This is a genomic window from Pseudomonas sp. Pseusp9, from assembly GCF_059491265.1.
In genome coordinates, this window is the sequence record NZ_CP168500.1 from 5,055,174 (window position 1) to 5,073,094 (window position 17,921).

General features: G+C 57.5%; 14 protein-coding genes and 1 pseudogene. 4 read left to right on the forward strand and 11 right to left on the reverse strand.

The window, feature by feature from the left end:
* Window positions 1-33 precede the first annotated feature (33 nt).
* The 9 genes from aruF to acs form a co-directional block, all read right to left on the reverse strand.
* Window positions 34-1,053, reverse strand: a complete 1,020-nt coding sequence (aruF, locus tag ACEN8E_RS23000) for an arginine/ornithine succinyltransferase subunit alpha (RefSeq protein ID WP_495589993.1) — start codon at window positions 1,051-1,053, stop codon at window positions 34-36.
* Between the two features lie 209 nt (window positions 1,054-1,262).
* Window positions 1,263-2,483 (reverse strand): aspartate aminotransferase family protein, encoded by a 1,221-nt coding sequence (locus ACEN8E_RS23005; protein ID WP_495589994.1) that lies wholly within the window; start codon window positions 2,481-2,483, stop codon window positions 1,263-1,265.
* A gap of 387 nt (window positions 2,484-2,870) precedes the next feature.
* Window positions 2,871-3,863, reverse strand: coding sequence for a transcriptional regulator ArgR (gene argR, locus ACEN8E_RS23010; RefSeq protein ID WP_495589995.1), 993 nt, complete (start codon window positions 3,861-3,863; stop codon window positions 2,871-2,873).
* A gap of 249 nt (window positions 3,864-4,112) precedes the next feature.
* Window positions 4,113-4,877: an ABC transporter ATP-binding protein gene (locus ACEN8E_RS23015; protein WP_007971015.1), complete on the reverse strand. Its 765-nt coding sequence runs from the start codon at window positions 4,875-4,877 to the stop codon at window positions 4,113-4,115.
* 27 nt (window positions 4,878-4,904) lie between these two features.
* Entirely contained in the window at window positions 4,905-6,017 is a 1,113-nt protein-coding gene (locus ACEN8E_RS23020) for a M14 family metallopeptidase (RefSeq protein WP_495589996.1), read from the reverse strand.
* Between the two features lies 1 nt (window position 6,018).
* Window positions 6,019-6,717 carry an ABC transporter permease gene (locus tag ACEN8E_RS23025; protein ID WP_429367132.1) on the reverse strand — a complete coding sequence of 233 codons (699 nt, stop codon included), beginning with the start codon at window positions 6,715-6,717 and terminating at the stop codon, window positions 6,019-6,021.
* A complete protein-coding gene (locus tag ACEN8E_RS23030; protein ID WP_095193266.1) occupies window positions 6,714-7,403 on the reverse strand; it encodes an ABC transporter permease in 690 nt (229 codons plus the stop codon). The genes ACEN8E_RS23025 and ACEN8E_RS23030 overlap by 4 nt, the downstream gene beginning before the upstream one ends.
* Window positions 7,404-7,494: 91 nt before the next feature.
* Window positions 7,495-8,271, reverse strand: a complete 777-nt coding sequence (locus tag ACEN8E_RS23035; protein ID WP_008022793.1) for an ABC transporter substrate-binding protein — start codon at window positions 8,269-8,271, stop codon at window positions 7,495-7,497.
* A gap of 702 nt (window positions 8,272-8,973) precedes the next feature.
* Window positions 8,974-10,929: an acetate--CoA ligase gene (acs, locus tag ACEN8E_RS23040; RefSeq protein WP_495589997.1), complete on the reverse strand. Its 1,956-nt coding sequence runs from the start codon at window positions 10,927-10,929 to the stop codon at window positions 8,974-8,976.
* 471 nt (window positions 10,930-11,400) lie between these two features.
* Between acs and ACEN8E_RS23045 the strand changes: the two genes are divergently transcribed.
* From ACEN8E_RS23045 to ACEN8E_RS23060, 4 genes are all read left to right on the forward strand, one after another.
* Entirely contained in the window at window positions 11,401-11,664 is a 264-nt protein-coding gene (locus ACEN8E_RS23045; protein WP_495589998.1) for a DUF2790 domain-containing protein, read from the forward strand.
* 189 nt (window positions 11,665-11,853) lie between these two features.
* Entirely contained in the window at window positions 11,854-12,129 is a 276-nt protein-coding gene (locus tag ACEN8E_RS23050) for a hypothetical protein (RefSeq protein WP_495589999.1), read from the forward strand.
* A gap of 528 nt (window positions 12,130-12,657) precedes the next feature.
* The gene (locus ACEN8E_RS23055; RefSeq protein WP_008022799.1) at window positions 12,658-13,905 is read left to right on the forward strand and encodes a ribonucleotide-diphosphate reductase subunit beta; all 1,248 of its coding nucleotides are present in this window, start codon (window positions 12,658-12,660) and stop codon (window positions 13,903-13,905) included.
* 358 nt (window positions 13,906-14,263) lie between these two features.
* Window positions 14,264-14,809, forward strand: coding sequence for a BRO-N domain-containing protein (locus ACEN8E_RS23060; RefSeq protein ID WP_495593379.1), 546 nt, complete (start codon window positions 14,264-14,266; stop codon window positions 14,807-14,809).
* A 69-nt stretch (window positions 14,810-14,878) separates the two neighbouring features.
* Here the strand turns inward: ACEN8E_RS23060 and ACEN8E_RS23065 are convergent, their stop codons facing one another.
* The gene (locus tag ACEN8E_RS23065) at window positions 14,879-16,174 is read right to left on the reverse strand and encodes an McrC family protein (protein ID WP_495590000.1); all 1,296 of its coding nucleotides are present in this window, start codon (window positions 16,172-16,174) and stop codon (window positions 14,879-14,881) included.
* A pseudogene (locus tag ACEN8E_RS23070) lies at window positions 16,171-17,748 on the reverse strand (McrB family protein). Before ACEN8E_RS23070 ends, ACEN8E_RS23065 begins: the two are co-directional and overlap by 4 nt.
* Window positions 17,749-17,921: the final 173 nt, after the last annotated feature.

Here is a 17,921-nt window from a genome sequence, read left to right on the forward strand (position 1 = left end):
CTAGGCAAAACTCTCTGGCGATCAGAGCAGGCGTCAAACCGCTACCAGGCGCACGCTGGCACCTTCACCGACGCCCAGGGCTTCGGCCGCTTCCAGGTCCAGGCTCACCGGTTTACCCGGCGCGTAGTCAAGCTCGAGCATGACGGCGCGGTAGTCCTGCAACTGGGCATTGGCGACCAGATACTGGCGACCGACACCTTTGACCGGCTCGCCGATCTTCACCGGCACCACACGGCTCTGGGCGATCGAACGGATCCCCGAGACACGGGCATGCAGGGTCGGGCCGCCGTCGAAGATGTCGATGTAGTGATCGGTCTCGAAGCCTTCGCGCATCAGGATGTCGAAGGTGATCTGCGCCCGCGGGTGCACCTGGCCCATCGCTTCCTGCGCGGAGTCCGGCAACAGGGGCACGTAGATCGGGTAATGCGGCATCAGTTCGGCGAGGAACGTACGGCTCTTCAGGCCGCACAGACGCTCGGCTTCAGCGTAGTTGAGGTCGAAAAAGTTGCGGCCGATGGCGTCCCAGAATGGCGAGTCGCCGTTTTCATCGCTGTAACCGACGATCTCGGTCACCACGGAATCGGCAAAACGCTCCGGATGGCTGGCCACGAACAGCAGGCGACCGCGGGAGTTGAGTTCCGACCACGGCGAACCCACCAGATCGCGCTGCACGTAGAAACTGGTCAGCAAGCTGTTGCCGGTCAGGTCATGGCACTGGGAGAGCACGTGGATCTTGTTGTGAATCTTCAGCTCGCGGGAAGCGTGCACGAACGTTTCGTTGCGGAAGCTGTAGAACGGCTCGGAGTAACCGGCCGACGCGACGATGGCCGAGCAACCGACCAGCTTGCCGGTGGCGGTGTCTTCGAGGACGAAGAAATAGCTTTCCTCACCGTTGAAGCTCACTTCGGCGGAGAACGAGGCTTCGCTTGCCGCGATCTTGTCGCTCAGGCGCTCAACGTCATCCGGCAAGGAAGTGACACCAATCGGACTGTCCGCAGCCAGACGCTGTACCTCGCCCAGATCAGCCATTTGCGCGGGGCGCATCACCAGCATGGTGTCACTCCTTTCTCTAAACTCTTTGAGGAAAATAAGCCGGCCCGGCCTTTTGAAGACTTGGGTAGGAGCGAGCCTGCTCGCGATGGTGTGTCAGGCACCGTGGTGTCGACTGACACACCATCGCGAGCAGGCTCGCTCCTACAGAAAAGCGGGGCCGGCATAAAAATTCGGTTCGACGCCTGAAAGGTCAGGCGTCGAAGGGTCTATCAGGCTTGCGTCAGTTTTGCCGCGGCACGTTCGAAGCGGTCCAGGCCTTCGTCGATGTCCGCGTCTTCAACCACCAGGCTTGGCGCGAAACGCACCACGTCCGGACCGGCTTGCAGCACCATCAGGCCTTCTTTTTCAGCGGCGTTGAAGATGTCCTTGGCCTTGCCTTTCCAGGCATCGCTCAGCACACAACCGATCAACAGGCCCAGGCCACGAACCTGGGTGAACAGGCCGTACTTCTCGCCGATCTGCTCCAGGCGCGCCTTGAACTTGTCGTGCTTGGCGTTGACGCCAGCCAGTACCTCGGGGGTGTTGATCACGTCGATCACAGCGCCCGCGACAGCGCACGCCAGCGGGTTGCCGCCGTAGGTGGTGCCGTGGGTGCCGACGACCAGGTGTTTGGCCAGGTCTTCGGTGGTCAGCATCGCCGCGATCGGGAAACCGCCGCCCAGGCTCTTGGCGCTGGTCAGGATGTCCGGGGTCACGCCGTAATGCTGGTAGGCAAACAGTTTGCCGGTACGGCCCATGCCGGTCTGCACTTCGTCGAAGATCAGCAGCGCGTTGTGTGCGGTGCAGAGTTCGCGGGCGCCTTGCAGGTACTCGAGTTCAGCCGGGATCACGCCGCTTTCACCCTGGATCGGCTCCAGTACGACAGCGCAGGTCTTGTCGGAAATGGCGGCTTTCAAGGCCGCCAGATCGTTGTACGGCACGTGGGAGATGCCGGTGATCTTCGGACCGAAACCATCGGAATACTTCGACTGGCCACCGACGTTCACGGTGAACAGGGTACGGCCGTGAAAGCTGTTGAGCGCGGCGATGATTTCGTACTTCTCGCTGCCGAAACGGTCGAAACCGACACGACGGGCCAGCTTGAAGGCGGCCTCGTTGGCTTCGGCGCCGGAGTTGCAGAAGAAGGCACGCTCGGCAAAGGTGGCATCGACCAGCTTGTGGGCCAGGCGCAAGGCCGGCTCGTTGGTGAACACGTTGGACACGTGCCACAGCTTGTTCGCCTGCTCAGTCAAGGCACCGACCAGCGCCGGATGCGCGTGGCCCAATACGTTAACGGCAATCCCGCCGGCGAAGTCGATCAGCTCGCGACCGGACTGGTCCCAAACGCGGGAACCGGCGCCACGCACTGGAATGAAAGCGGCAGGCGCGTAGTTGGGAACCATTACCTGGTCGAAATCGGCGCGTTCTACCGCAGCGTGATCAACGGACATCGGAGTCTCCTGAAGAGGAACACCCGCCTGAAACTGGCGAGCGATGGGGGGATTGTAAGGACAGTTTTCAGCCCGGCCTTGCCGCCAAGCGACAACTTCTTATAGCGCAAACCCCGGATTTTCCCGGGTTTACGGCAATGCGACATATAGGGTCGCAAAGGCGCAGTTTAACTGTCTGACAAGGTTAGCGGCAGGGTTGCCAGGATTAGATTTGCCGAACCTGCTCGCGCTCTGACCCTGCGCTGCATCTTTATCATCGCGCACGGATTTGCCTGGGCATTATTCAGCGCCCAAGGATTGGCACGATGCCAATGTATATAGATAGAAATTGACTAAACCCTCGAGCAGGTCATGGGTGCTAAACCCATGACCCTTGTCAGCCGAGGGTTAACCGCGTTCTGGCGGCACCGACGACAACTCGAACGGACTGCTGCTACGCCGCTGGTTGCGATCTTCCCGCGGCGTGGCACCGAAGAAATTGCGATAGGCGCTGGAGAAGTGCGGCCCCGAGGAGAAGCCGCAGGACAGGCCGATCTGGATGATCGACTTGCTGGTTTGCATCAACATCTGCCGGGCCTTGTTCAGGCGCAGTTCCAGGTAGTACTGGCTCGGCACACGGTTGAGGTATTGCTTGAAGATCCGCTCCAGTTGCCGACGGGACACGCACACGTGCTGGGCGATTTCGTCGGTGGTCAGCGGCTCTTCGATGTTGGCTTCCATCAACAGCACGGCTTGCGTGAGCTTCGGATGGCTGGAACCGAGGCGGTTCTGCAACGGAATGCGCTGACGCTCGCCACCCTCGCGGATGCGCTCGACCACTAGCTCTTCCGACACCGCACCAGCCAGTTCCGCACCGTGATCACGGGCCAGCACCGCCAACAGCAAATCGAGCACCGACATGCCGCCGCACGCGGTCAGGCGATCGCGATCCCAGTCGAACAGGTGACTGGTGGCGATGACTTTCGGGAAGCGCTCGGCGAAATCGTCCTGCCAGCGCCAGTGTACGGCTGCGCGATAACCGTCGAGCAAACCAAGCTGCGCCAACGGATAGACACCGGCCGACAGACCGCCGATCACGCAACCGGAACGCACCAATTGCTTGAGCGCACTGCTGAGCGCCGGCGCCAGTGCGGTCGGTGGCTCGTCAGCGAGCAGGAACAGTTTCTGGAAGTTTTCAAGTTTGCCGGTCCACGCTTCGCCCGGTAATTGCCAGGCGTTTTCGGTAGCCGGTTCGGCCAGAGCTTCGGCATGTAGAAACGACAGTTCGTAGACCACATCAGGATGCACACGCTGGGCAACACGCAAGGCCTCCTCAGCCAGCGCAAGCGTCAGTGCTTTAGTGCTGGGCCAAATCAGGAAACCAATTCGATGGGCAGTCATGGGTGAGCGATCCGAAGCGAAGAACAGTGATGAAGGCATGGGCCAATGCTAGCCCGTAAATGTACACACATCTCAAAAACCAGCCGGGATCTGAATGTGGGAGCGAGCCTGCTCGCGAAAGCGGTGGATCAGTCGACATCTACGTTGGATGTCACACCGCATTCGAGAGCAGGCTCGCTCCCACAGGGATCGGAGCCGGCCTTTAGACTGCGAAGCATGCACTATCGCGGTGCACAACGGCAGTTCTGATTACTTCAGGCTACCCGAAAGGAATTGCTGCAAACGCTCGGATTGCGGGTTCACCAGCACTTCACGCGGGTTGCCGCTCTCCTCGACCACACCTTTGTGCAGGAACACCAACTGGTTCGACACTTCACGGGCGAAGCCCATTTCGTGCGTCACCACGACCATGGTCCGGCCTTCCTGGGCCAGGGCCTGCATGACTTTCAACACGTCGCCAACCAGCTCCGGGTCCAGCGCCGAGGTCGGTTCGTCGAACAACATCACTTCCGGCTCCATCGCCAGCGCACGGGCAATCGCCACGCGCTGCTGCTCGCCGCCGGACATATGGCCCGGGTAGGCGTCCTTGCGGTGCGCCACGCCGACCTTGTTCAGGTAGTGTTCGGCCTTTTCACGGGCCTCAGCCTTGGATACGCCCAGCACGTGCACCGGCGCTTCCATGATGTTTTCCAGCGCGGTCATGTGCGACCACAGGTTGAAGTGCTGGAACACCATCGACAGGCGCGAACGCATGCGTTGCAGCTGTTTCGGGTCGGCGGCCTTCAGCGCGCCGTCCTTGTTCGCCACCAGCTTCAACTCTTCGTTGTTGAGCAGGATCTTGCCCGCGTGCGGCTGCTCCAGCAGGTTGATGCAACGCAGGAAGGTACTTTTGCCGGAGCCACTGGAGCCGATGATGCTGATCACATCGCCGGCTGCCGCTTTCAGGGACACACCCTTGAGCACTTCGTGACTGCCATAGCGTTTATGCAGGTCTTGGACTTCAAGTTTGTACATGCGGTCGGTTCTCACAAAAACAGTCAGTCAGTCGTTGAGCAAGCGCCCGTGACGCAGCGCTTCGCGCCCCGCCACCTTGGCCAGCCAGAAACCGGGTTGGGCATAACGCAGCCGTTCAATGGCAAACAGCACCCCGGACGTACCAGCACACACCGTGCTGACCCGATCCGCCAACGGATCGATCACTTCAAAAATCTCGTCGCCCGCGTCAACCCACTCACCGGGTTTACGCAGGAAACTCACCACACCGGGGTGTGGTGCCAACAACAATTCAGTGCCTTCGAACGGCATGCCCTCGCAAGACTCTTGCGCAGGTTTCGGCCATTCACCACCGATCAGGCCTTGCTCGGCGAGGAACGCCAGAATGCCTTCGGCGTGGGCGCAGGCTTGGGCGCGACCGGTGTCGGCCTGCCCGCCTAATTCAATGGTAGTTGCCAGACAGGCCAGTGGAATCTTTGCATCCGGGAACAGACGCGACAGACGCAACCACGGCAACGAACAGGCTTCGTCGAACGAACTGCCGCCGGAATCCTCCGCCAGCAGACCGACCCGCACATTCAGGTGTGCAGCCAGCGAACGCCACTGCGGCCAGTGCTGCGGCAAGGCATACATGTGCAGCGCCGCTTCGGCATCGCAATGCAGGTCCAGCACGACATCGGCGCTGCAGGCGTGGCTGAGCAGCACATGCTGCATGCCTTGCAGCTGGCTGCTCGCCTCAGGCAACGCGGCCAGATGATCGGCCATCGCCTGACGGATCAGGCGAATGTTGGCGTGCGGATCATCACCCAGGCTCTCTGCCAACGCAGCCGCAACCGGCGCACTCAACTCGACGAAATCGCGGTTGAAGTTCTTGCCGCTGCCCGCCTCGAAACGCCCTTGGTGGTTACCCTGAAGCAGTTGACCGAGGCCCAGTGGATTGGCCACCGGCACCAGTTCGATCACACCGTTGAGCAAGCCTTGCGCTTCGAGTTCGGCCAGACGCTTTTTCAGCTCGAACGCGGTGCGCATGCCCGGCAGTTCATCGGCGTGGAGGCTGGCCTGGATGTAGGCCTTGCGCTCGCCGCTGCCGAAGCGGAACACCGAGATCCGGCGTTCGCTGCCCAGGTGGCTCCACGGCAAAGCATGATCGATGCGTTCCATGTCAGTGCTTCCGCGGGGCCAGGTAACCCAGCCAGCGGCGCTCGGCCATCTTGAACAGCTTCACCAGAATGAAGGTCAGGCACAGGTAGAACACGCCGGCGGTGATGTACGCCTCGAACGGCAGGTAGAACTGGGCATTGACCGTGCGCGCGGCACCGGTGATATCGATAAGGGTCACGATGGACGCCAGACTGGTGGTCTGCAGCATCATGATCACTTCGTTGCTGTACTGCGGCAGCGCGCGGCGCAGGGCCGACGGCAGCAGGATGCGCTTGTACATCTTGACCCGCGACATGCCCATGGCCTTGGCCGCTTCGATCTCACCGTTCGGCGTGGCACGCAGGCTGCCGGCGATGATTTCGGCGGTGTAGGCGCTGGTGTTGATCGCGAACGCCAGGCACGCACAGAAGGTTGCGCTGGACAGCCACGGCCAGAGGAAGCTTTCACGCACCGCTTCGAACTGCGCCAGTCCGTAGTAGATCAAAAACAGCTGCACCAGCATCGGCGTGCCGCGGATCACGTAGGTGTAGAGCCACGCCGACATGTTGACGACAGCGTTCTTCGAGACGCGCATCAGGCCCAGCGGCAATGCGCACAGCAGGCCGAAGAACAGCGACAGCGCGAGCAGTTTGAGGGTGGTCAGCAGGCCGCCGAGGTACAGCGGTAATGCCTCCCAAATGACGTTGTAGTCGAAGATCATAGATCAGCCGCCCTTACGCCTACCGAGTAGCGCTTCTCAAGGTGACGCAATGCCAGCAACGAGACACTGGTGATCACCAGGTACAACGCCGCCACTGCGAGGAAGAAGGTGAAAGGTTCGCGGGTGGCATCGGCCGCCTGCTTGGCCTTGAACATCATGTCTTGCAGCCCCACCACCGAAATCAGCGCGGTAGCCTTGGTCAACACCAGCCAGTTGTTGGTGAAACCCGGGATCGCCAGACGAATCATCTGCGGCACCAACACCCGGAAGAACACCTGGAAACTGCTCATGCCGTAGGCCATGCCCGCTTCGGCCTGCCCCTTGGGGATCGCCATGAAGGCGCCACGGAAGGTTTCCGACAGGTACGCACCGAAGATGAAGCCCAGGGTGCCGATACCGGCCGCCAACGGGTTCAGGTCGATGTACTCGTCATAGCCAAGCATCGGCGCGACGCGGTTGAGCAGGTCCTGGCCGCCATAGAAAATCAGCAGGATCAGCACCAGGTCGGGAATACCGCGGATCACCGTGGAATACAGGTCGCCCAGCCAGGCCAGCCAGCGCACTGGCGAAAGACGCAGTGCCACGCCGATCAGACCCAGAACAATGGCCAGGGCCATGGACGACAAGGCGAGCTGAAGCGTCAGCCAAACGCCATCGAGGATGACAGCCCCGTAGCCTTTCAACATGATTCAGGTCCTCGAAAGTTGGGATGAAAAAATGGCGCAAACCTCAGAGATCCTGTTGCTTGCGCCATTTCGGACTTGCCGCTTGGACGTGTTACTTGCCGTAGATATCGAAGGCGAAGTACTTGTCCTGGATTTGCTTGTACTTGCCGTTCTCGCGAATCGACGCGATGGCGGCGTTGAGCTTGTCCAGCTCAGCCTTGTCGCCCTTGCGAACCGCGATACCTACGCCGTCGCCGAAGTATTTGACGTCGGTGAACGCCGGGCCGACGAACGCGAAGCCTTTACCGGCGTCGGTTTTCAGGAAACCGTCATCCAGCAGCGTAGCGTCTGCCACGGTGCCGTCGAGGCGGCCGGCGGCCACGTCGAGGTAAATTTCGTTCTGCGAACCGTATGGCTTGATCTCGGCACCCAGCGGGGCCAGGACTTCGCGGGCGAAACGCTCGTGGATCGAACCACGCTGCACGCCGATGTTCTTGCCCTTGAGCTCGGTCAGGCCTTCGCTGACCTGAGTGCCGGCCTTCATGACCAGGCGAGCCGGGGTGTTGTAGTACTTGTTGGTGAAGTCCACGGACTTCTTGCGATCTTCAGTGATCGACATGGACGACAGGATCGCGTCGATCTTGCGCACTTTCAGCGCCGGGATCAGGCCGTCGAACTCTTGCTCGACCCACACGCACTTGACCTTCATCTCTTCGCACAGAGCGTTGCCGATGTCGTAGTCGAAACCCACGATGCTGCCGTCCGGCGCTTTCGATGCGAACGGAGGGTAAGCCGCTTCAATACCGATTTTCAGAGGCTTTTCATCGGCGAAAGTTGGCAGGGACAGCACGGACAGTGCCAGGGCGCCAAGCAGCACGAGTTTCTTCATCTTGGGACTCCATCGGTAAAGGGCTAAAACGGCAGAGTGAGCGACAGCCCAATATGCGAATGAGTGGAACCGGAAAGCGTTGCTGCGTCCTACATTGCGCGTGCGAGTTTTCAACACGGGCAACGACGAGCGAGTGATCGGCATTCTAACGACAGGCCCGAAGCCGATATTTCTTCAATGCGACAACTAATTACAGAAGCACCGAGAATGCCGTTTTGGCACGTTGACAGCCCTGCAAAATCATGCAAAGGCAAAAGATATTGAACCGATCTATATTGCAAATTGCGGGCCTATTATTGGCAAACCCTTCTAATCCGGCAAGCGCAGCGTAAGGTCTTATTTTTCATCGGTGGTTTTGAGGCCCTGATACCGGGCTTGGCGTTTCCCAATGCCCCGTACTGGCGCGATGCGGTTACACATTCAGTAACCTGAATGATCGCGGGTAACAGTAGGAAAATGCCGACAGAGGAAACCGATATTTATTGGTAGATGTTGCTGTAGCGCCTGATAAGCCGCCTTCGCGAGCAGGCTCGCTCCCACAATGGTTTTGTGATGTGACTAGGATCGCGTTTACACCGCGAATCCCTGTGGGAGCGAGCCTGCTCGCGAAGGGGCCCGCCCAACCAACACAAAACCCGAAGAATAAAAAAAACCCGCCTGGCGCAACACCAGGCGGGGCTTTCAGTGACTCAGAACCGCTACTTAAGCAACATTCATCGTCTTGTGCGTATCGATCAAATGCTGCACCACACCCGGATCCGCCAGGGTCGAAATATCCCCCAACCCCTCATACTCAGCCGTGGCAATCTTGCGCAGAATCCGGCGCATGATCTTGCCCGAACGGGTTTTCGGCAGACCCGGCGCCCACTGGATGACATCCGGCGAAGCAATCGGACCAATCTCTTTACGCACCCAGTTTTTCAGCTCCAGGCGCAGTTGCTCGCTCGGCTCTTCGCCATTTTTCAGGGTGACATACACATAAATGCCCTGCCCCTTGATGTCGTGCGGCACACCGACCACCGCCGCTTCGGCGACTTTCGGGTGGGCGACCATCGCGCTTTCGATCTCGGCGGTGCCCATGCGGTGGCCGGACACGTTGAGCACGTCGTCCACGCGACCGGTGATCCAGTAGTAACCATCGGCATCGCGACGGGCGCCGTCACCGGTGAAATACATGCCGCGGAACGTCTTGAAGTAGGTGTCGACAAAGCGGTCATGGTCGCCATACAGCGTCCGCGCCTGGCCTGGCCACGAGTCGAGAATCACCAGGTTACCCTCGGCCTCGCCTTCGACGATGTTGCCCAGGTTGTCCACCAGCGCCGGCACCACGCCGAAGAACGGACGCGCCGCCGAACCCGGCTTCAGGGCGTGAGCGCCCGGCAGCGGGCTCATCATGTTGCCGCCGGTTTCGGTCTGCCACCAGGTATCGACGATCGGGCAACGGGACTTGCCGACGTTCTTGTAGTACCAGTCCCAGGCTTCCGGGTTGATCGGCTCGCCGACCGAACCCAGCAGGCGCAGGCTGCTGCCATCAGCGCCTTCCACAGCCGCGGTGCCCGAGGCCATCATGGCGCGGATCGCGGTCGGTGCGGTGTAGAGGATGTTGACCTTGTGCTTGTCGACGATCTTCGCCACCCGGGTGATGTCCGGGTAGTTCGGCACGCCTTCGAACAGCAGCGTGGTCGCGCCATTGGCCAGCGGGCCGTAGACGATATAACTGTGGCCGGTGACCCAGCCGACGTCGGCGGTGCACCAGTAGATTTCACCCGGACGATAGTCGAACACGCGCTCGTGGGTCATGGCTGCGTACAGCAGGTAACCGCCGGTGGTGTGCTGCACGCCCTTCGGCTTGCCGGTGGAGCCGGAGGTGTACAGGATGAACAGCGCCTCTTCGGCGCCCATCTCTTTCGGCGCGCAAACGGTGCCGGCCACTTTCATCAGGTCCTCGAACCAGATGTCGCGATGCTGGTTCCACTTGATGTCGCCACCGGTGCGCTTGCACACGATGACTTTCTGGATGCTGCTGGTTTCCGGGTTGGTCAGCGCGTCGTCGACGTTGGCCTTGAGCGGGATCTTCTTGCCGGCACGAATGCCTTCGTCGGCCGTGATCACCACTTTCGAGCGGCAGTCGATGATGCGACCGGCCAGGGCTTCCGGCGAGAACCCACCGAACACCACCGAGTGAATCGCGCCGATCCGGGTACAGGCCAGCATGGCGACCACGGCTTCGGGGATCATCGGCATATAGATAGTCACCACGTCACCGCGGTGCACGTCCTGGCCACGCAGGGCGTTGGCGAACTTGCAGACTTGCTCGTGCAGTTCGCGGTAGGTGATGTTGCGGCTTTCGGAAGGGTCATCACCTTCCCAGATGATCGCGACCTGATCACCACGCTCGGCCAGATGACGGTCCAGGCAGTTGTAGGAAACGTTCAGGGTGCCGTCGGCGAACCATTTGATGTCGACATGGTGATCGTCGAAGGAAGTCTGCTTCACCGTGGTGAAAGGCTTGATCCAGTCGAGGCGCTTGGCTTGCTCGCGCCAGAAGCCGTCCGGGTTGACGACTGACTGCTGGTACATGGCCTTGTAGGTCGCCTCGTCGGTCAGCGTATTGGCCAGAACCTCGGGACGAACGGGATACAGGGAAGCCGCACTCATCTTTCTTACCTCGGTGGAATAGTTGTTTTTGTATGACCCTGTTGTAGCCCGGGCCGGGCCTATAGAACCATTCGACGATGGTAGTAACAAGCCCCTACAAAATGTCGTGAATAGCTCTACTCCGCACACAGTTCCCTGTAGGAGCGAGCCCTGCTCGCGATGGTCGTCAACGATAACGCGACCAGCCTGACACCCCACGGAGCCCTCAGGTTCATCGCGAGCAAGCTCGCTCCTACAGAAGAGAAGAGGTTATTCGGGGATTGTTACAGGATCTGTCAAAGGTGTTTATCAAAACCACGTCTATATGAACGTATCCGCCCCCCCTAAAATCTGCCACGCCAACCCGGCAACCTGAGTTAACCAAGTTACAGCCCCCACGAAGGCAGTTAACCCAAACCCAGTAGTTCAGCTGCACACGCAACCCCAAAAAGGTTGCGTGAACCCACTCGACCTTAGAAAGGTAAAACTCAAATGAAAGCTTTATTGGTTCTGGCCCTCAGCAGCGTGTGCGCAAGTGCCATGGCAGGCGAGGTCCCGGCTGATGTCGCGCAGCAACAACCGCCCATTGAGGAATACACTTACTCGATGAACCTGGACATCGCCAAAGTGATCTCCATGAGCGAAGCCCCGAATGTTTGTGAAGTTGTGCCAATGAAAATGGAATACGAAGATTCCAACGGCCAACGGCATATCCTGCGTTACAGCGCGATGGGCAACGGTTGCTCTAACGGCTGACCCCTGCTTCACCCCTCCCCCGAAAAGGTTCGACCCACCCGCCACGATCAGGCAGATGAAGCGCCGAACCTTAATGATCGATTAATTCGATTATTTTTAGCATTTATTTGCGCTTTTTAATCGAAATAATCGGCGTAGTATCAATTGCAACCCAAGACAAACGACGCCCAAGAATCTGGAGCACTGACCATGAAAACCCAACTGATCCTCGCCCTGACCCTCTCCGTGCTGGCTGCCAACACCTTCGCTGCCGATGGTTACGACCGCACCGGCTCGGCTGCATACACCAGCGAAGCGGCTGTCGCTTCCGACGGTTACGACCACACCGGTTCAGCGTCCTTCGCAGCCGATGGCGCAGACCACGTTGGCGCCGGCAAACTCGCCTCCGACGGCGCTGATCACACCGGTGCCGCCCGCCTCGCCGCCGATGGTGCCGATCACGTCGGTGCCGCCCGCCTGAGCTGAGCCGCCAGCGCGACTTCATGGCCCGACTTCGGTCGGGCTTAGTTGTGTCTGGAGCCTGAGAAAACCCCAGCGAAACACAAGATGTAGTGAAAAAAGCCTTTTTTGGTTATTTCTTGAGCAAAAATAATCCAGGGCAAAAAATCAGGAAAAAAAATCTTCCCCCGCCAACATCCTTCAAAGCCCTGTAAACCCTCGCTCCGACCGAAAAACGGTCACCGTCGACCGATCCGTGGGCCATTTCGTCGCACCACAGCACGCAAAACTTCCCTATAATGCGGGGGTTAAACGGGCCTGCAATATTCCCTTACAGGGATGAAAAGCCAGTCTGAAGCCCCGCACAAGCGACCAACGCTTGCTGCGCCCATCAGTGGCTCTCGGAACCCCGTACAAAATTCTGTTTGATGCCTGCGTATAGCTGCTGCAAAAAACGATTCCTTTAGATCCAACGCGGCCAGTAAGGCCGTGTGAAAAACCGACCTATCCAATTTCACACGGGCACACTGGCCCTCACGCAGGAGACGACACGTCATGCTGAGCTGGGACGAATTCGACAAAGAAGACACGGAAGTAGCAGTCAAGAGCGCCAACGCCGGCCACGCCGCCGAAGCCAACATGGACCGTCTCGACAGCGCTGGCGGTGCCGCCGCCCTGGAAGCCCGTGCCGTGACCGCCGCTGACTCCGCCGCCGTTGCCCGCGCCAAGGCCGCCCTGGATTCCCTCGACGTCGCCGAAGGCCTCGCCGAACTCGAAGGCGCCTCCGCCCGTGTCGCCGTTGACGAAAAGCGCATGATCAACTGCCGCGCCGACCTCAACCAGCTCGTACCCTTCAAGTACGACTGGGCCTGGCAGAAGTACCTGGACGGCTGCGCAAACCACTGGATGCCGCAAGAAGTCAACATGACCGCCGACATCGCCCTCTGGAAAAACCCGGAAGGCCTGACCGACGACGAGCGCCGCATCGTAATGCGCAACCTCGGCTTCTTCTCCACCGCCGACTCCCTGGTTGCCAACAACCTGGTCCTGGCCGTGTACCGCCTGATCACCAACCCGGAATGCCGCCAGTACATCCTGCGCCAGGCTTTCGAAGAAGCGATCCACACCCACGCCTACCAGTACTGCATCGAATCGCTGGCCATGGATGAAGGCGAAATCTTCAACATGTACCACGAGATCCCATCGGTCGCGAAAAAAGCCACCTGGGGCCTGAAATACACCCGCTCGATCTCCGATCCGAAGTTCGAAACCGGCACCGTCGAAACCGATAAAGAACTGCTGCGCAACCTGATCGCCTACTACTGCGTCCTGGAAGGCATCTTCTTCTACTGCGGCTTCACCCAGATCCTCTCCATGGGCCGCCGCAACAAAATGACCGGCGTCGCCGAGCAGTTCCAATACATCCTGCGCGACGAATCCATGCACCTGAACTTCGGCATCGACGTGATCAACCAGATCAAAATCGAAAACCCGCATCTGTGGGATGCCGAGATGAAGGAAGAAGCTTCGCAGATGATCCTGCAAGGCACTCAGCTGGAAATCGAATACGCTCGCGACACCATGCCTCGTGGGGTGTTGGGCATGAACGCGGCGATGATGGAGGACTACCTCAAGTTCATCGCTAACCGTCGTTTGTCGCAGATTGGTTTGAAGGAAGAGTACCCAGGGACCACTAACCCGTTCCCTTGGATGAGCGAGATCATGGACTTGAAGAAAGAGAAGAACTTCTTTGAGACTCGGGTTATTGAGTATCAGACTGGTGGGGCTTTGAGCTGGGATTGATTCCTAAGCTAGCCGCGATTTGACGGCTTGAGTCGACAAATCGAACATTTGAAAGCCCCGATCTAATCGGGGCTTTTTTGTGGGGTAGGAAAACTCTTACTTGCAGCTTCAGCAATCGTTAAAACTCCTACGGAAACTCCAGCTCCTTCCGCATTGAAGACCATTCAAAGCGACTCTAAGATCTATCGCAGGTGCCTAAGAAACGCCCAACGTAGAAGCTAACTTCGCCACACAGACCGCATGCTGTCATCAGCTATAAATGCGTATTCCTGTGTCCGAAAGGATAGCTTGTTGGGGTTTCTTAGATCCTCTACGTCGGGTTCGGCCCTCATCAACTTCATACGTAGGGGTAATGGAAATGCCAGCCGACACGCACCACCGCTCTGCGGCACCTCAAAGATCAGTCATATCTGATCCGTACATTTCGACAATTTTCACTCGCCACAACCTCCCTCTACACGCCCTCCTCCTTGAAAACCAGCCTTGGTTCTGCGCCCGTGATATCGGCCGCTTGATGGGTTTCCATCTAAGTGAGCGTATGGTCAACAAGCTAGACAAGGACCAGCACCGGACATTGTGGATTGAATATTACCGGCAACCGGAAAAACAGTTGATGCTCAGTGAATCCGGCGTGTATGCACTGTTGGTGTATCACTACGCGCCTGGAAATCGGTTGCTGCGTGAGTGGATCACCCATCAAGTGGTGCCGGCCTTACGTGACGCGGAGCAGTCGGACAATTCGGATCGGCCGATGCTGAGTTTGTTAGATTGGCCGGAGATGTCGTTGAGCTTGCTGCATTGGCAGGATGAGCCGTGGATACGGTTGCGGGATATGCCCTGTTTACTGCTGGGCCAGCAGCAGACGTCTTGGTGGCGGAAGGTTTCGCAGTTTTTTCTGTTTTAACAGGCTGTCGCAAAAAGGGTGCAACCTTCCGCACCCTATATAGATTTGGCCCGCCAAACGTCCAATCGACTAACCACTGGCCGTCTGTGACCACTGAGATTGCAGCGGCAATCCCTCAGGCCCACCTATCAAAATGCCCTGCTCCAAATCAAATGGCAGCACCCAGAGCTTGAGTTGCGGTGTGAACTCGAACACCTGCAATGGAGCATCAAACGCAGCTCGCCTAGGGTAGATCAGCACCAACTCTCCATCCCCCGCTAGGTATTTATGACCATAAGCGAACAACTGATAAAAGTCGGATTGCTTCAAACCGTAATTTTTATCCCCTCCCGATGAACTCAGCCGCTTCCACTTTGTGTCGAGCACCCAGCTTTTCTGCTGATGGCGGATCATCAGGTCCGGCCGCAACTGAAAGAAGTTTTCATCCCTATGCTTACACAGGTGTTCCCCGCCGGTTTGGGTGAGCAGTCGCGCATCGTGCAGCAAATCCCTATTTAGGCTCGCAGCTACATAACGCTCAAATAGCTTTTCCATAGGGAATAACAGGCTCATGCCGTGCCAATCCCCGGCGACAGCTAAAGGCATCTGTTGATTGATGATCAGCTCGCACCATGGTTTCACCGGTACGTAGTGCGCCATCAGTCGCTCGTTACTCCACAGTTTGAAATCCTGATGCACGTTGCGGCTTGTAGGCACCTCTAACAACACACTTCTTAGTTCGTGAGCTAGTCGCCAGTTGAGAGGCTCTTTGGTGGTTTTGCAGACATGATCTAACGCGAATTTTAGTAAGCGATTTTCTGGTCGGTTGGGCAAAAAGATGTCGTGTCGTATCTGAAAATGATGCTGACGACCAGGTGGCTGCCGCATTTGCTTGACCACATCCAACTGGCCACGCAGAAAGCGCTGCTCCTCCTCCACTCGCTGGTAATCAAAACGTAGGCCTCGTTTGATCAAGTGATCCAGAGCCAATAAGAATCGGCCCATGACCCATTCGCTCAACGGCGCATCGAAACTTTGAAGATCCGTCGCACCGACCTCACGGGTGGGCAAATCTAGGGAAGCTTGAATCATCCGCCTCAGCAACGCTCTGCTCTGCTTGATGCAGTCCTCGCGCTCGAAATGCTTGGGAAGAATCTCAAGACGCGTACCGCAAGGTGTTTCCAATACGCCGACGTAGTTGTCGAGTTTGAGCAAACAACGGTTTTCGAGCTGGACCAACCCTGCCCCAGCCTTGCTGAAGAAAGCACTTAAGCTGCACAACCAGTCAAAGGCTGAAACTGACACCTGAGCAAGATCTAACGTCGGCATGGCGACGTTATCTGTCGTCAGCCTTGCGTATTCGCGAACCGTGACGATGGGTTTCATGCCGTCACGTCTTTCAATGCTCGAATAACTGCTGCGCCAAGTTGACGAGTATTGAACTCACGACCACTTGAATGGTGAGTTGTCAGGCCATGCTCTACCGCCAGTTCACGCAGTAAAGGCTTCGAGGGGCGAACGATTTTCCCGGCCTGTAAAACTTCAATTGAACCACTTTCAAGCTGACGAACCTGGATATCGCCTTTTTCAGCTTCGATAGCGTCTTGTAGCTTTGGAAATACAGCTTGATGATCAATGATTCCCCAATAGGACTCGATCCGAGCAAAGGCCTCTTCATTGATCACCCATTGGTTATTTTGGTTACTGAGCACCACTGAATCGCCAAACAACGAATTTGGATTGAATGGTGGCTGTTCGATAAAGCAATTCTCAGCGGCTTTACGATGATCGTTGAGCACCCACTGAATCCGCTGCCAATCTTCAAAAAAGTACTCTTGCAGCAGCGGGAGAACTTACTCACGAAAGACCTGTCCCAATCGCTCCAGCGTACGGTCGCTTTCTAGCGGCATAAAATAAGCGTGTCCCAGACAATGATCTCGATCTAGCAGCATTTCGATTCGCTGATTCATCACTCTCAGGAGTTTGGCGATATTGAGCTCATTTACGACTATATCTTCCAACAACTCAGGCTTAGGCAGCATTTCGCGGAAAGTGAAACGGCGACGTAAAGCGATATCTAAACCAGCCAACGAGCGATCAGCAGTGTTCATCGTCCCAATGAGATAGACATTGTTTGGTACACTGAAATGCTTCTTCGAATACGGCAGCGTCACTTTCAAAGCCTCGTCAGCCCCGGCACGCTTGGACGGTTCGATTAGCGTGATCAGTTCACCGAAAATCCGAGAAATATTGCCGCGATTAATTTCGTCGATGATGAGTACATGAGGATTGCAAGATTGAGTTTTCGGCTCAACCTCTGCGTCGTTGGATCGCACATCCAATATGCGCGCGACCAAAAGCGGCAAAATATTGTTGTAGCCATTGATGAGAAACGGCTCCAGCATGGTCTCTGGCACTTTGTCAAAAACCTGCTTGTTGCGAATATCTGCGACCGTTAAACGTCCTGCCCGCACATATTCAGCAAGCGTGCTAAGCATGTTCATACTAACCGGCAACTCTTTACCGTTTGGTTTAACCAAGTTTAGTAACTCGGCTGATGAACTTGCGACAACATATCCCGAACCAAAGGTTTCACCCTTAGTAAATAGAACACCATGGCTCACTACCGTTGCGGGCGCTTGTTGGGTCACTTTGGCAGTGGTACATAATCTTTTGAACACACCATCAACAACGTCATATCGCAATTGCCCGTCGCCTCCGCTTTCCGCGCGCAGGCCTTCAACGAAATCTTCGTAGCTGAAGCTTTGATGAAACGTGACGAACTCGACATATCCATCTGCGGCTAACTCATCGAAGCGCTTCTTCAGCGCAGCCCGATTTTCTTTGTTGGATTGAAGAAACTCAGGAGCAAGGATTTCTAGCGCCGCCTCGACAGTGGCGAAAGTCTTCCCAGTACCGGGAGGGCCAAACAAGATCTGGTTGAGTGCAGGCGAGGTCATCGAGTCGCTTTCCTTGGCTACGTGAGCAAAAAAGGGGCATCGCGTGGCGGCGGCTCGATCAAAGTCGGTAGGAGTTATAGGAACCAAAACCCGACCATGGAAACAGGCTACAGCCGTAGGAGATTAATCCTACAACGGTAACTACATTGCCATCACGGGTAAAGCAGTACGGA

What these genes read in the sequence shown, in the direction of transcription:
- aruF (WP_495589993.1), bottom strand. Translation starts at nt 1,053, where the DNA reads ATGCTGGTGATGCGCCCCGCGCAAATGGCTGATCTGGGCGAGGTACAG.
- ACEN8E_RS23005 (WP_495589994.1), bottom strand. Translation starts at nt 2,483, where the DNA reads ATGTCCGTTGATCACGCTGCGGTAGAACGCGCCGATTTCGACCAGGTA.
- argR (WP_495589995.1), bottom strand. Translation starts at nt 3,863, where the DNA reads ATGACTGCCCATCGAATTGGTTTCCTGATTTGGCCCAGCACTAAAGCA.
- ACEN8E_RS23015 (WP_007971015.1), bottom strand. Translation starts at nt 4,877, where the DNA reads ATGTACAAACTTGAAGTCCAAGACCTGCATAAACGCTATGGCAGTCAC.
- ACEN8E_RS23020 (WP_495589996.1), bottom strand. Translation starts at nt 6,017, where the DNA reads ATGGAACGCATCGATCATGCTTTGCCGTGGAGCCACCTGGGCAGCGAA.
- ACEN8E_RS23025 (WP_429367132.1), bottom strand. Translation starts at nt 6,717, where the DNA reads ATGATCTTCGACTACAACGTCATTTGGGAGGCATTACCGCTGTACCTC.
- ACEN8E_RS23030 (WP_095193266.1), bottom strand. Translation starts at nt 7,403, where the DNA reads ATGTTGAAAGGCTACGGGGCTGTCATCCTCGATGGCGTTTGGCTGACG.
- ACEN8E_RS23035 (WP_008022793.1), bottom strand. Translation starts at nt 8,271, where the DNA reads ATGAAGAAACTCGTGCTGCTTGGCGCCCTGGCACTGTCCGTGCTGTCC.
- acs (WP_495589997.1), bottom strand. Translation starts at nt 10,929, where the DNA reads ATGAGTGCGGCTTCCCTGTATCCCGTTCGTCCCGAGGTTCTGGCCAAT.
- ACEN8E_RS23045 (WP_495589998.1), top strand. Translation starts at nt 11,401, where the DNA reads ATGAAAGCTTTATTGGTTCTGGCCCTCAGCAGCGTGTGCGCAAGTGCC.
- ACEN8E_RS23050 (WP_495589999.1), top strand. Translation starts at nt 11,854, where the DNA reads ATGAAAACCCAACTGATCCTCGCCCTGACCCTCTCCGTGCTGGCTGCC.
- ACEN8E_RS23055 (WP_008022799.1), top strand. Translation starts at nt 12,658, where the DNA reads ATGCTGAGCTGGGACGAATTCGACAAAGAAGACACGGAAGTAGCAGTC.
- ACEN8E_RS23060 (WP_495593379.1), top strand. Translation starts at nt 14,264, where the DNA reads ATGCCAGCCGACACGCACCACCGCTCTGCGGCACCTCAAAGATCAGTC.
- ACEN8E_RS23065 (WP_495590000.1), bottom strand. Translation starts at nt 16,174, where the DNA reads ATGAAACCCATCGTCACGGTTCGCGAATACGCAAGGCTGACGACAGAT.